The 14,088-nt window shown below is 55.0% G+C and carries 13 protein-coding genes; 3 read left to right on the top strand and 10 right to left on the bottom strand.

The window, feature by feature from the left end; translation table 11 throughout:
- Positions 1-766 precede the first annotated feature (766 nt).
- Complete coding sequence (locus IAE30_RS26425) at positions 767-2,026, top strand: 4-aminobutyrate--2-oxoglutarate transaminase (RefSeq protein ID WP_200539211.1); 1,260 nt, start codon at positions 767-769, stop codon at positions 2,024-2,026.
- A gap of 46 nt (positions 2,027-2,072) precedes the next feature.
- On the opposite strand, the gene yfcD is transcribed toward IAE30_RS26425, so the two are convergent.
- Complete coding sequence (gene yfcD / locus IAE30_RS26420) at positions 2,073-2,618, bottom strand: NUDIX hydrolase YfcD (protein ID WP_038645719.1); 546 nt, start codon at positions 2,616-2,618, stop codon at positions 2,073-2,075.
- A 111-nt stretch (positions 2,619-2,729) separates the two neighbouring features.
- Positions 2,730-3,371 carry a glutathione transferase gene (yfcF, locus tag IAE30_RS26415; RefSeq protein ID WP_038645717.1) on the bottom strand — a complete coding sequence of 214 codons (642 nt, stop codon included), beginning with the start codon at positions 3,369-3,371 and terminating at the stop codon, positions 2,730-2,732.
- A 202-nt stretch (positions 3,372-3,573) separates the two neighbouring features.
- Between yfcF and IAE30_RS26410 the strand changes: the two genes are divergently transcribed.
- A complete protein-coding gene (locus IAE30_RS26410) occupies positions 3,574-4,467 on the top strand; it encodes a TIGR01777 family oxidoreductase (protein WP_038645715.1) in 894 nt (297 codons plus the stop codon).
- A gap of 36 nt (positions 4,468-4,503) precedes the next feature.
- On the opposite strand, the gene IAE30_RS26405 is transcribed toward IAE30_RS26410, so the two are convergent.
- From IAE30_RS26405 to dalD, 3 genes are read right to left on the bottom strand one after another with little or no spacing between them, the layout of a single operon-like run.
- A complete protein-coding gene (locus IAE30_RS26405; protein ID WP_038645712.1) occupies positions 4,504-5,784 on the bottom strand; it encodes an MFS transporter in 1,281 nt (426 codons plus the stop codon).
- Between the two features lie 27 nt (positions 5,785-5,811).
- Positions 5,812-7,281, bottom strand: a complete 1,470-nt coding sequence (gene xylB, locus IAE30_RS26400; protein WP_038645710.1) for a xylulokinase — start codon at positions 7,279-7,281, stop codon at positions 5,812-5,814.
- A gap of 2 nt (positions 7,282-7,283) precedes the next feature.
- Positions 7,284-8,672 (bottom strand): D-arabinitol 4-dehydrogenase, encoded by a 1,389-nt coding sequence (gene dalD / locus IAE30_RS26395; RefSeq protein ID WP_200681291.1) that lies wholly within the window; start codon positions 8,670-8,672, stop codon positions 7,284-7,286.
- 194 nt (positions 8,673-8,866) lie between these two features.
- Between dalD and IAE30_RS26390 the strand changes: the two genes are divergently transcribed.
- On the top strand, positions 8,867-9,814 hold the full coding sequence (locus IAE30_RS26390) for a sugar-binding transcriptional regulator (protein WP_045813657.1): 948 nt from the start codon (positions 8,867-8,869) through the stop codon (positions 9,812-9,814).
- A 233-nt stretch (positions 9,815-10,047) separates the two neighbouring features.
- On the opposite strand, the gene hisP is transcribed toward IAE30_RS26390, so the two are convergent.
- The 5 genes from hisP to IAE30_RS26365 all read right to left on the bottom strand — a co-directional run bounded on the left by hisP (position 10,048) and on the right by IAE30_RS26365 (position 14,049).
- Positions 10,048-10,821 (bottom strand): histidine ABC transporter ATP-binding protein HisP, encoded by a 774-nt coding sequence (gene hisP, locus IAE30_RS26385; RefSeq protein ID WP_038645703.1) that lies wholly within the window; start codon positions 10,819-10,821, stop codon positions 10,048-10,050.
- Positions 10,822-10,829: 8 nt separating this feature from the next.
- On the bottom strand, positions 10,830-11,546 hold the full coding sequence (locus IAE30_RS26380) for an ABC transporter permease (protein ID WP_034825106.1): 717 nt from the start codon (positions 11,544-11,546) through the stop codon (positions 10,830-10,832).
- A complete protein-coding gene (locus tag IAE30_RS26375) occupies positions 11,543-12,229 on the bottom strand; it encodes a histidine ABC transporter permease HisQ (protein WP_038645701.1) in 687 nt (228 codons plus the stop codon). Before IAE30_RS26375 ends, IAE30_RS26380 begins: the two co-directional genes overlap by 4 nt.
- Before the next feature lie 192 nt (positions 12,230-12,421).
- Positions 12,422-13,204: a lysine/arginine/ornithine ABC transporter substrate-binding protein ArgT gene (argT, locus tag IAE30_RS26370; RefSeq protein WP_034825110.1), complete on the bottom strand. Its 783-nt coding sequence runs from the start codon at positions 13,202-13,204 to the stop codon at positions 12,422-12,424.
- A 275-nt stretch (positions 13,205-13,479) separates the two neighbouring features.
- Positions 13,480-14,049 (bottom strand): UbiX family flavin prenyltransferase, encoded by a 570-nt coding sequence (locus IAE30_RS26365; protein WP_038645698.1) that lies wholly within the window; start codon positions 14,047-14,049, stop codon positions 13,480-13,482.
- Between the last annotated feature and the right edge of the window lie 39 nt (positions 14,050-14,088).

The raw sequence follows: 14,088 nt of genomic DNA, 5'->3' as shown, positions 1-14,088 counted from the left end.
GCTGGGGCAATTGCAGCTGAAAGCTGGGTGCAATCGTTGCTGCAGGCTGGGGCAATTGCAGCTGAAAGCTGGGTGCAATAGTTGCTGCAGGCTGGGGCAATTGCAGCTGAAAGCTGGGTGCAATAGTTGCTGCAGGCTGGGGCAATTGCAGCTGAAAGCTGGGTGCAATAGTTGCTGCAGGCTGGGTGCAATTGTCGCTGAAAGCTGGGTGCAATCGACAGGGAAGGCCAGTCCGATCGCGAAGGATAAACGCATCCCTGCAGATCGGCCGCGCCGTCCATGGCGCGGACGCTTCGCTCTTCGCACTGGCCTTACCTGCCTTTCAAACACTATCATCGCTTTTGCAGTGCACACCTTCGCATTCTTACCTTTTGTGAGAAGGGTTCTCGTGCATTTCTGTTGGCACTCTCCTTCCCTGTTTTTCAAACATCACCATCGCTTTTGCAGTGCACACCTTCGCATTCTTACCGTTTGTGAGAAGGGTTCTCGTGCATTTCTGTTGACACTCGCCTTCCCTGCCTTTCAAACTTCACCATCGCCTTTGCAGTGCACACCTCCGCATTCTTACCGTTTGTGAGAAGGGTTCTCGTGCATTCCTGTTGGCACTCTCCTTCCCTGCCTTTGAAACTTCATCATCGATTTTAGGGTACACACCTCCGCATTGAGACCTTATATAACGAGGCGATTTTCACGCAGTTGTTCACTGGCGAAAAAACATCCTGCCGCTCACACTGATGACAGTCCCCCGTGAATTGCGAGGTTAATGATGAGTAACAGTGATGTGCACAGTCGTCGATTGAAGGCCACGCCGCGCGGCGTGGGTGTGATGTGTGATTTCTATGCGGTCAAGGCGGAAAACGCCACGGTGTGGGATCAGAAAGGGCGCGAATACACTGATTTCGCGGCGGGTATCGCGGTGCTGAATACCGGGCATCGTCATCCGAAAGTGATGGCGGCCGTGCAACAGCAGTTGGATTGTTTTACCCATACCGCGTTTCAGATCATCCCCTATGAAAGCTATATTCATCTCGCTGAAAGGCTTAACCAGTGCGTTCCGATAAGCGGCGCAGTGAAAACCACTTTTTTCTCCAGCGGCGCGGAGGCGGTGGAGAATGCGGTGAAGATTGCCCGCGCGGCGACCGGGCGTCCCGGCATTATTGCGTTCACAGGTGCATTCCATGGTCGCACCCATATGACGATGTCACTGACGGGTAAGGTTGTGCCTTACAAAACCGGCTTTGGGCCGTTCGCCGGTTCGGTATTTCACGCCCAGTATCCCAATGCGCTGCACAACGTGAGCGTGCATCAGTCATTGGAGAGTCTTGAGGCCATTTTCCGCAGTGATATCAGCCCACAGCAGGTGGCGGCGATCATTTTCGAACCCGTGCAGGGCGAAGGCGGTTTTTATATTGCGCCGCCAGCGTTTGTCTCTGCGTTACGCGCCTTATGCGATCGTCACGGCATTTTGTTAATCGCCGATGAGATTCAGAGCGGTTTTGCGCGCACCGGCAAGCTGTTCGCCAGTGAGTATTACGATGTGCAGCCAGATTTGATCACCATGGCAAAAAGTCTGGCGGGCGGGTTTCCGCTATCTGCCGTATCCGGGCGTGCCGAAGTGATGGATGCCCCTGAACCGGGTGGTTTAGGTGGCACTTATGCGGGCAGCCCGCCCGCGATAGCCGCCGCGCATGCCGTGCTGGATATTATTGATGAAGAGCAGTTGTGCGCACGCGCTAACCAATTGGGCGAACAACTCAGTGCCACTTTGCGGAGTGCAGGATGCGCATCCCTTGCTGAGGTACGCGGCTACGGCTCAATGGTTGCGGCAGAGTTTCAGGATGACTCAGGCCGACCATCAGCAGAAATCACCAAAGCGATTCAGTTACAGGCGCTGGCACAAGGGCTGATTTTACTGACCTGTGGCGTACACAGTAATGTGATCCGTTTTCTTTATCCGCTGACGATTCCGCAGCCGCAGTTTGATAAGGCCCTGCAACTGCTCAAAGAGATTTTGCGTGAGCATTAGAAACAACAAAGGCGCCGTTGGGCGCCTTGTTCGAATGTAGCGGGAATCAGGATTCGCTGCTCTGCTTGCGACGCGCGGCATCGCTGTTGCGGCTCAGCCACAGTGATACGGCTTTGAGCGAGTCATCGGTGAATTCATCGCAGCGTGCAGTGATCTCTTCTGGCGTCATCCAGAACACTTCATCCACTTCTTCTTCCTGCATGGCGAATGGGCCATGTGATACACAGCTAAACAATCCGCCCCAGACGCGGCAGTGCTCATCTTCGAAGTAGAATTTACCATGTTCGGCAAACGGCACTGCGGCGATCCCTAATTCTTCTTCCGCTTCACGGCGTGCAGATTCCAGCAGGTCCTCACCACTCTGTACCACGCCACCGGCGGTCGCATCGAGCATACCCGGCATGAAGTCTTTGATTTCAGTACGACGCTGCACCAGAATTTTGCCCATACCATCATGCACCACGATGTAGGTCGCACGATGACGCAAATTCTGCGCACGCATCTGCGCACGGCTAGCTTGCGCAATGACTTCGTTCTCTTCACTAACGATATCAACCCACTCGATACCGCTATCTGCCGTTTGATCCACCATCCGTAACCCTTTTCTGTTTTCGGCGTGCCCAGCACGCGCCTGTTTGCGATGCCTTATTAGAATGAGCGGTAAGGTAAAGCGTTCTTTTCGCCTCCGCAAGGCTCTTCGTGCTTAGCGCGATTTGCCTGATTCGGCCAGCCACAATTGCACTGACGCGCGTTGCCACTGAAACTCGGCGTAATGCTGCAATTTCACCGGTAACGTGTCGCCATGCAGTGCCAGGCGGTTAATCATCACCGCCAAATCGGTGTCGGCAATCGACCATTCCCCAAACAGGTTTTGTTGTCCATCCGGTAGCAGGCGCTGAACCGCCGCAATCAACTTGCTGGCCGCCTGCTCGCCTGCCGGGGTTAATGGCGCAAAGCGCTCGCCGGCAAACAGCACTTCCGTCGGGCGTTCAGCACGCAGCGCCATTAAATCACTGCGCAACCACGCCTGCACTTCACGCGCATGCGCACGCTTTTCACGATCGCGCGGATAGAGACGCTCAAATTCAGGGGCCGGAAAACGCTCTTCAAGGTATTCAGCAATCGCTGAAGATTCATTGAGCACCAGATCATCAATTTGCAGCGTGGGCACGCGGCAGGTGAGCGACAGCGCGCGATAGTCATCATCAAGCTGTGCGTTTTGCGCTAAGTCCACGCGTTTCAGGGTGAAGGGAATGCCCTTCTCGGTGAGTGCAACGTAGACCGACATAGCGTAAGGACTAAAAAAGGATGCATCGGACCACAAGGTGATGGATGGATAGTTCATCGGCTGCCTCAATAAGCATCAGGTGTGCTTTCTATTTACCGATTTTTATTTGTTAAGGCAATGGTGTGCTGGTCGGATCTTTGACCTTAAGGCCAACACAAACTTTCCCTTTTTCTTCATTAGCGTAAGCGCTGTCACGCTATCCGTGCGCTTCTCTTCTATGATCAGTCTGAGCAGAAAATAAATTACAAGGAGGCTCAGCATGCACCTGCTTATTACCGGTGGCACAGGTTTGATAGGCCGCCATTTGATACCGCGTCTGCTGTTGCTCGGACATCAGGTGAATGTCGTCACCCGAGATGTCGCGGCGGCACGGGACAAACTGGATCCTCGCGTTTCGCTGTGGTCCGGTATCAATCAGCAAACCGATCTCGACGGTATTGATGGCGTGATTAATCTGGCAGGCGAGCCGATCGCCGATAAACGCTGGACCGAACAACAGAAACAGCGGCTGTGTGAAAGTCGCTGGCAGATTACCGAACAAATCGTTTCGTTGATCCACGCCAGCAGCAATCCACCGCATTTTTTAATTTCCGGATCCGCGACCGGTTTTTATGGTGATACCGGCGATCTGGTATTAACGGAAGATGATCCTGGTCACGATGAGTTTACCCATGCTCTCTGCGCGCGCTGGGAGCAACTGGCGCTTAACGCACAGAGCGATCGCACCCGCGTATGCCTGTTACGAACTGGCGTAGTGTTAGCCGAGGAAGGCGGCGCATTGGCGAAAATGAAGCTGCCGTTCAAGCTGGGTGTCGGCGGCCCCATTGGCAGCGGTAAGCAGTATCTGCCGTGGATTCACATTGACGATCTGGTTAACGCCATCATCTGGCTGATCGACAATAACCACCTGAACGGACCGTTCAATATGGTTGCGCCTTATGCGGTGCGCAATGAGCAGTTCGCCGCCACACTCGGCCACGTGATGCATCGACCGGCGTTTATGCGCACGCCTGCCAGTGCGATTAAATTGATGATGGGCGAATCCGCCGTGCTGGTGCTGGGTGGGCAGCATGTTTTGCCGAAACGGCTGGAGGAGTCGGGTTTTGGCTTCCGTTGGTATGATTTGCAGGAAGCGCTGCAGGATGTGGTCTGATAAACAGACGGCGGCCCTGAGCCGCCGTTTTTTCGCTTAGCTGCGTTGTTCCGCAACTCGCGATTTCACCGCCCTCTCTTCACGCGTGTGTCCCGGCTGCGGCACGCGAATGATAAAGGTGAGTACACCCGCAAACACATACAGCGCGGTGTAAGCCCATACCACCCCGACAATATCAAAGAACGGCAACATCACTGAGGCGATAGCCGGAGCCACGAAATTGCTCAGGCCCGCCGACAGGTTATAGATCGAGACGGCGGCACCTTTGTGATGCGGCTCCAGCGTCGGAAATACCGCCGTCATCGGTACAAATGCCGCCACAAAGATCCCCAGCATCACTGCCGGAATCAGCGCCACCCAGAAGTTGTGACCGGCATACAGCGGCAGGTAGTAAAACATCAGGCTGGAGATCGCCATCCCCAAACAACCGAACCAGCGTACCTGACGGATCCAGCCTAGCTTCTCACCGGTAATGCCCCAGAAGATGTTGGTGAAAATGGTGACAAAGAAGAACACTGCCCAGATCTGCAGCCATTCAGAGATGGTGAAGCCGAGACGATCGACAAACAGCAGTGGCATGATGATGGCAAAACCAAACAGCGACAGCGTGTTGATAATGCGAATCAGGCAGGCATAAAACACATGCTGGTTGGTGAACAGGATGGTCACGGCCCGCGACATCTCGGTCATTTTGTCACGCATCGGCAAATTTACACGTGAGCGATCCACCGGCACGTTGCGCAAGCTGAAGTACGCCAGAATACCGCCACAGGCCACCCAGATAATCGCCAGCCACAGCGTCCCGGTTTCCCCCAGCATCGGGATGGTCAGGCTTGGCAAATAGCTGCCAACCACGCCGATGCCGACGGAATACATTGCCCAGAACCAGCCGGTTGCTGCTGCCAGTTTCTCACGTGGTAAGACCTGCACCAGCATCATCATGAACGAGTAGATAAACAGCGGATAAGCCAGCCCGCGGATGCCATAGAACAGCACCATCAGCGGGTAGTTGCGCAGGCCAAGCCCCAGCGACATAAACAGCGCATGCATCACGATCCACAGCACAAAGCCAATCATCATCGCGCGCTGCGGGGTGATCAGCTCAGCCACCACGCCAGACGCCCAAGCCGCCAGCGCCGCCGCTAAACCATAAAAGGTAAACACCACCGCAGATTGCGCAGGCGTAAAGCCCATGTCGGTGATATGGCGCGACAGAAACGCCATTTCGAAGCCATCACCCGCCATGAAAATCGCGATAGCGAGGAAGCCCCAGAACATCTTTTTCGGTAAGCCAAACCAGTATTCGTTCGATTGCATCACCATCACCTTCTGTTCGGTAAGCCGTTATGCAGGCAGCAAGCTGCGCACCTGTTGTTGTTGGATGTAGAGTTCGCGGAACAGACGCAGCCGCTGTTGCAGCACCGCACCGCGCGTCACGTCCGGTTGGTAGCGCGCCTGTACCGCCGGTTTCAGACACACCTCATGCTCAAGACCGCCATCCGCCAGCCACGCTAAACGCGCGGCGCCCAGCGCACCGGATGCGCTGGCCGGATGGGTGACGATAGGCAGTTGCAGCACATCGGCAATCAGCTGTGCCCACAGCGTGCTACGCGCACCACCGCCGGTCAGGCTGCATTGCTGGATGTGATGCTGAGCGTCACCGAGTACGGCTAACCCATCCGCCAGCCCAAATGCCACACCTTCAATCACCGCATAGCCCAGTAAGGCACGCGGCGTTTCGTGGCGTAGATTGAAGAAAGAACCGGAGGCGTCAGGATCGTTATGCGGTGTGCGCTCACCTGACAGATAAGGCAGGAAAACCGGTGCGCGGCGCAGTTGTTCATCATTGAGCTGTGCCATCTCCTCCATCAGTTGGCTTTCGCTTACCGACAGCAGATTGCACAGCCAGCGCAGACAACTGGCGGCGCTGAGCATCACACTCATCTGATGCCAGCGGCCCGGTAGCGCATGGCAGAAGGCATGCACACCGGACTGAGGATCGGCCTGTAAGCGATCGTTCACCACGAAGATCACACCGGACGTGCCCAATGAGATAAAGGCATCGCCCGGATTCACTGCACCCACGCCGACCGCTGAAGCAGCATTGTCACCGCCACCACCAGCCACCGTCACCGAAGTGGATAAGCCCCATTCGCTTGCCAGTGCCGGTTGCAAGCGGCCACTCACCGCGCTGCCTTCTACCAGCTCAGGCATCTGCGCGCGCGTCAGTCCGGTAATAGACAACAGTTCATCAGACCAGTCACGCTGAGCCACATCCAGCCACAGCGTACCGGCAGCATCGGAAGGCTCACTGACAAAGCGCCCGGTAAGGCGCCAGCGCAGGTAATCTTTTGGCAGCAAGACCTTATCGATGCGGCTGAAGATCGCTGGCTCATGTTCAGCCACCCAGCGCAGTTTCGGCGCGGTAAAGCCGGGCATGATCATGTTGCCGCTGATCGCCATCATCTGCGGATAGCATTTACGCAGCACATCACACTGCGGCGCACTGCGTGTGTCGTTCCACAAGATGCATGGACGCAACACCTTGCCGTCCGCATCCAGCAGCACAGCGCCATGCATCTGACCGGATAAGCCGATAGCGCGAATCTCGGCCCACGCATCAGGGGATTGATGACGCAATCCCGCCAGCACCTCGGTGCAGGCTTGCCACCAGCGTTCGGGATCCTGTTCTGCCCAGTGGGGATGTGGGCGCTGCACAGCCAGCGTGGCGTGCTGAGACGCCACAATCTCGCCGTCTGTATTAACGATCAGCGCTTTAAGTTCTGAGGTGCCGATATCGATGCCGAGATACATGATTACACCGCCGCCAGTTCTGGCTGTTTCAGCCACTGCTGCAAACTCTCAACACGACGCGTCACCAGCGCATGAAAAGCCTTGTCGTTGGCCAGTTCCGCAAACAGCGCGCTGTCACTCAGGAAGGACGCCAGCGGGTCAGCACTGGCGAATTGTTTACGCAGCGCATCGGCCTGTAGCGCGCCATCCTGATAGGAATACGGCAGATCGTCATTGGCCCAGCGCTGCATAAACAGGAAGAACAGCGCAGGAATCACCGCCGTTGCAGTGGGCTGCGTGCCGCGCTGGTAGCACTCTTGCAGGGTTGGCGTCACCATGCCGGGAATTTTGGACAGGCCATCAGCGCCCACGCGCTGATTGGTGTCTTTGATGTATGGGTTGCTAAAGCGGGCCAGCACTACGTCGCGGTAATCGGCTAAATCAAGCGGGCTGGGCGACAGGGAGGGAATGACATCCTGAGTGACGTAGTCATGCGCCAGTTGATAAATCGCCGGATGACGTGTGCTGTCATCGATATAGTTCAAGCCAATCAGCGTGCCCGCCCAGGCAATCGCGGCATGCGTCGCATTGAGGATGCGGATTTTCGCCTCTTCCCACGGCAGCACCGATTCCACCAGCTCAACGCCGACCTTTTCCAGCGCCGGACGCCCGGCAATAAAGTCATCCTCAATCACCCACTGAATAAAGGACTCCGCCATCACCGCTGCGCGATCCTGTTTGCCGGTTGCGGCTTGCACGCGCTCCGCCACATCCGGCGTAGGGCGCGGTGTGATGCGATCGACCATGGTATTCGGTGAAGTGGTCTGTGTGCGCACCCAATCTGCCAGCGCGGTATCGCCTTTGGCCGCAAGGAAGGCGAGGAACCCCTCACGGAAACGCTCGCCGTTATGGCGCAGGTTGTCACAGTTCAGCAGTGTGACTGGCGCGCCGCCCTGCACAACACGCTGCGTCAGGATACGGCTGAGTGCGCCATAAATAGTGCGGATATCGCCGCTCAGGTCGGCCTTCACGTCTGCCTGGTTAAGATCCAGGGTGAATTCAGGCGTCAGGTAGTAACCCGCTTCAGTCACGGTAAAGCCAATCACACGAGTTTCCGCATTGGCCCCCTGCTCAACCAGCGCGCTGATTTCACTATCCCACGGCAAGATTTTGCGTAGCGAAGTGATAGTTTCATAGTCGCGCTCACCTTCAGGCGTCACGGTTTCCAGCACATATTCGCCGTTCTGTGCCGCTAACTGATTGAGCAGCGGTACAGCGTCATTGCGAATATTGCCGAGCGCGATGCTCCAGCTTTCGTCTCCCTGCTCGCGCAGTTTATGCAGATACCACGCCTGATGTGCCCGATGAAATGATCCTGCGCCGATGTGCATCCACACTGATTGATTGGTCATAATTGCCTCAATTAAACATTTGCCACAAACAAGGGCATTTGCCCGATAGCCAGTAGCATAGTGCGCGTGGTGAGGTTCTTTCTGCGAGCCTTATCACAAATAATACTTTTGCTCTTTTTTAGGGCTTTTGCTCAGTTAGTGCTTTTCGTAAAACACGCGCTAAGATGACGCATCGATTTTGACGGAACAGCGTGATGAGCAGAGAAGAGAAAAAGCAGGAGCTGGCCGCACGTGCCGCGTGGATGTATTACGTTGCAGGCGTGACACAGCAGGAGATTGCGCAGGCATTGGGATTATCACGTCAGGTCGCGCAGCGCCTTGTCTCCAGCGCACGTGAGATGGGCATGGTGAGCGTAAAAATCGATCATCCCGTCACGCACTGTTTGCAGCTGGCGCGCGAGGTGCAGGAGAAATTTGGTCTGGATCTGTGCCGCGTGGTGCCATCGGCCAATCTGAATGATGACGCCATTCAACAAATGCTGGCAGTAGAAGGCGCAGCGGTGATGTCACAGTTTATCAATGAGGAAACGCCACAGGTGTTCGGCATTGGTTCGGGGAAGACTCTCCGCTCAATGATCGATGCATTGCCGTGGGTGGACCGCCCGCAGCATCAGTGCGTTTCGATGATTGGGGCGATTGCACGCGATGATTCCGGTACCCGCTACGATGTGCCATTGAAAATGGCCGAAAAGATGCAGGGCAAATATTTCTTCATTCCTGCGCCGCTCTACGCCGACACACCACAGGATAAAGCGATGTGGGTGCAGCATCAGGTGTATCAGCGCGTCACCGATCGCGCATTGCAGGCGGACGTGGCCTTTGTTGGTATTGGGGAAGTGATGCCGGGTTGTCCGTTAAATGCCGAAGGTTTTATCACCGATGCGCAGGTTGAAGCGCTGAACGCGCGCGGCGTGGTGGGCGAGATGCTCGGTCATTTTTTCAATCAGCAAGGTGAGCGCGTGTGGGGCGAAACCGATGAGCTACTGACCAGCGTATTGCTGGAGAGCCAGACACAGCGCAAGATTATTGGTTTTTCCGGCAGCGAGCGGAAGTACCCGGCGATTCGGGCTGCATTGCAGGGTGGCTGGGTATCGGGACTGGTAACTGATGAAGATACGGCGCTGAAGTTAATGCGAGAGTAACCGTACGCGCACCATTGCCTCATCTCGCCCGTACGATTATCGGCCAAATGCGCATCGATGCTTCATCTCGTCCGTACGATTATCGGCCAAATGCGCATCGATGCCTCATCTCGTCCGTGCGGTTATCGGCCAGGTACGCATCGATGCTTCATCTCGCCCGTGCGGCGATTGGCCAGGTGCGCATAGTGCGCACCCTACATTGGTAGGGTCGCCATTGATGGCGACCTGGTCGATTACTTCAGCGATCCCGACAGGAACTGCTGCAAACGCGGGCTTTTCGGGTTGCCGAAAAGTTCATCTGGCGAGCCCTGCTCTTCAATCTTGCCCTGATGCAGGAAAATCACGTGATTGGAAACATGACGAGCAAACTCCATCTCGTGCGTCACCACCACCATGGTTTTGCCCTCTTCAGCCAGTTTCTGCATGATGCGCAGCACTTCGCCGACTAACTCGGGATCGAGCGCAGAAGTCGGTTCATCAAACAGCAGCACTTCCGGCTCCATCGCCAGGGCGCGGGCAATGGACACACGCTGCTGCTGACCGCCAGAAAGATGCACCGGATATTTAGCGCGCGCACGCTCATCAATGCCGACTTTATCCAGATATTTAATCGCACGCTCACGCGCTTCGGCTTTGCTCAGCCCAAGCACCTGGATTGGCGCTTCGGTGACGTTATCCAGCACCGTCATGTGGCTCCACAGGTTAAAGTGCTGGAACACCATGGTCAGACGAGTGCGCAGTGAACGCAGCTGCTCTTTGTTGGACACTTTCAGCTGTCCATCGGTATCACGCACCAGATTGATTTGCTCGTTGTTGACCGAAATGGTGCCTTCGCTCGGCTTTTCGAGGAAGTTAATGCAGCGTAAGAAGGTACTTTTCCCGGAACCGGACGAGCCAATAATGCTGATCACATCGCCGGCATTCGCCTGCAGTGATACGCCTTTCAAAACTTCATGTTCACCGTAACGCTTGTGCAGTTCGGTAACGCTTAATTTGTTGTCAGCCATAGTGATACTCAATGCGATGAAGAAGGTTTCACGTGCGCCAGGAAGCGGCGTTCCGCCTTGCGGAACAGGCTAATCAGCACGTAAGAGATAATCAGATACAGCACCGCAGCGATGCCAAACGCGGTAAACGGCTGGTAGGTCGCCGAGTTAATATCCCGCGCGATTTTCAACAGATCCGGCACCGTGGCAGTAAATGCCAGCGCGGTGGAGTGCAGCATTAGGATCACTTCATTACTGTAGGCTGGCAGCGCGGTACGCAGCGCCGACGGCAGAATGATGCAGCGATACATTTTAAACGGGGAGAAACCGTAAGCGCGTGCTGCTTCAATTTCGCCATGGGGAACGGCGCGAATGGCACCGGCAAAAATTTCGGTGGTGTAAGCGCAGGTGTTCAGCGTAAAGGCCAGCAGCGTACAGTTCAGGCCGCTGCGGAAGAAGGCATTCAGCAGCTCCGATCCTTTCACCACTTCCAGCGTATACATGCCGGAATAGAATACCAGCAGCTGGACATACAGCGGCGTACCGCGGAACACATAGGTGAACAGCCAGACGGGCGTTGAGATATAACGATTCGGCGATACACGCGCAATCGCCAGCAACACCGCCATGCAACCGCCGATCACCACGGAAAGAATCAACAACCACAACGTAATGGCGACGCCGGTAAAACGGTAACCATCGGTCCAGAGCAGCTGTTTCCAATACTCCTGAATAATATCGATCATAGCTCTGCCCTTTTCACACCCACCGTGTAGCGGCGTTCAAGCCACCACAGCACGCCGTTCGACAGCGTGGTAAACACCAGATAAATCACCCCCGCGACGATCGCGAAGTAGAACGGCTGCCAGGTACTTTTACCCGCCAGCTGCGTGGCTTTCACCACGTCTTCCAGCCCCAGCAGCGACACCAGCGCCGTGGCTTTGAGAATCACCTGCCAGTTATTACCAATGCCTGGTAACGCAAAACGCATCATCGCCGGGAACAAAATACGACGGAAAGTTTGCGAACCGGTGAAACCGAAAGCGGTAGCCGCTTCAATCTGCCCTTTTGGCACAGCGAGGAAAGCACCCCGAAAGGTTTCGGTGAAATAGGCACCATAGATGAAGCCAAGTGTGATGATACCGGCCACCATCGGATCGATATCAAACTGCGCCATGCCCAGCGCATCAGTGACCGTATTGAGGGCGATTTGCAGACCGTAGAAGATCAGCAACATCAAAACCAGATCGGGCACACCGCGGATTAAGGTGGTGTAGCCTTCAGCAATCATCACCAACAGGCGACTGCGAGAGAGTTTGGCGCCAGCGCCCATTAAGCCAAGCACTAAGGCGAGCACCACCGAGCTGAGTGCCAGCTCAAGGGTCACCAGGGTGCCTTTTAGGATTACTTCAGAATAGCCATACAGCATGGGTTCGATCCTGTCGTGAGGGAAAATAACAAACGCTGCCCAACTAACGGACAGTCCTGACCAGGATTTGAATCACAGGGTAGATGGCGGCAAGCGTATGAACCCCGGGAGTTTACATAAGTAAGCGCCCGGAGTGAATAGTTATGACCAACCCTGCTGCAAATCAATCATCAAGGTCAGAAAACAGGACAATTAATCGCCGTATACGTTGAAATCAAAGTACTTCTTCGCAATCTTGTCGTATGTGCCATCTTTACGCATGGCATCAAACGCTTTATCGATGGCCGCTTTCAGGTCGGCATCATCTTTGCGTAAGCCCATACCGGTACCCACACCAAAGATTTTGTCATCTTTGACCGCTGGACCCGCAAACGCGTAGTTTTTGCCAACCGGCTGTTTCAGGAAGCCTTCACTCGCCTGCACTTCATCCTGGAACGCCGCATCGATACGACCTGCATCCAGATCCTGATACACCAGATCCTGGTTAGCGTATGGCGTTACGGTGACACCCTTAGGACGCCAGTTTTCGTTCGCGTAGGTTTCCTGAGTGGTGCCCTGCAGCAGACCGATGTTTTTACCTTTCAGCGATTCAATGGTCGGTTGCAGGCTGGAACCTTTCTTCGCCACTAAACGTGCATTGGCGGCGTAGAGTTTTTCAGAGAAGGCGATCTCTTCCTGACGTTTCTCGGTGATGGAGAGAGAAGAGATGATAGCGTCGATCTTCTTCGCTTTCAGCGACGGGATCAGCGCATCAAAATCACTTTCCACATAAGTACATTTGGTCTCGATACGCTTACAGATTTCGTTCGCCAGATCGATGTCAAAGCCGACTAACTGGCCTTGTGCATTCTTGGATTCAAACGGCGGGTATGTCGGGTCTGTCCCGATGCGCAGCGTTTTTGGTACCGCAGCGAACACGCTCGCAGCGCTGGACATGGCCAGCATCAGGGAAAGAGCCAGAACTCGCTTTTTCATAGGTAACCCTCAAGTGAAGTGCTTATTGTTATATGGTCGTGATGTGTGTTTGCGCTGAATGATTTGCAGGTTTCATGCCAGTTATGCAAAACGGCGAAAGCGTGCTCCGGCGCACTAAATACCGCGCCCTTCAGGGGCGCAAGCACTTAGTTTGTGAGGGAAATATAACAGCGGCGTGAGGAAGAAAAAGCGACATTGTTAACTTTTGGTGCACAAGATGCACGAAGAGTGATCGGGCACGCGAAATTGCACACAGTTAGTGCAAAATTGCACCATTATGCGCCATGCCAGCGGGTAAACAGGTCTTGCGGCAGCTCAATATCGAATTGATCGATGACGCGATTGACGGTTTGATCGACCAGATCTTCAATTTTTTGTGGGCGGTGATAAAAAGCGGGCACCGGCGGCATGATCAGGGCGCCCAATTCCGCGGCAGTGGTCATCATGCGTAAATGCCCAAGATGCAGCGGCGTTTCGCGCACGCACAGGACCAGTTTACGCTGCTCCTTCAGCACCACATCGGCGGCGCGCGTCAGCAAACTATCACTGTAGCTGTGCACGATGCCGGAAAGGGTTTTCATTGAACAGGGTAAAATCACCATGCCGAGTGTCTTGAAGGAACCGGATGAGATGCTGGCCGCGATATCACGTACGTCATGCACCACATCAGCCAGTGCTTGCACATCACGCAGGCTGTAATCCGTTTCCAGCGATAACGTCTGACGCGCAGCCGGACTGATCACCAAATGGGTTTCCACATCGGCCAAAGGTTGCAGCACTTGCAACAATCGCACGCCGTATATCGCGCCACTGGCGCCGGAAATACCAATGATCAGTCGTTTCATTATTCAGCCCTACCCGTTCAGATTGCGGCAATGATAGCC

The sequence above is a fragment of the Pantoea sp. S61 genome, assembly GCF_016625145.1.
Classification (GTDB): Bacteria; Pseudomonadota; Gammaproteobacteria; order Enterobacterales; family Enterobacteriaceae; genus Pantoea; species Pantoea rwandensis_B.
Note: the sequence above shows the minus strand (reverse complement) of the source record. Positions and strands in the feature narration are given on the sequence as shown.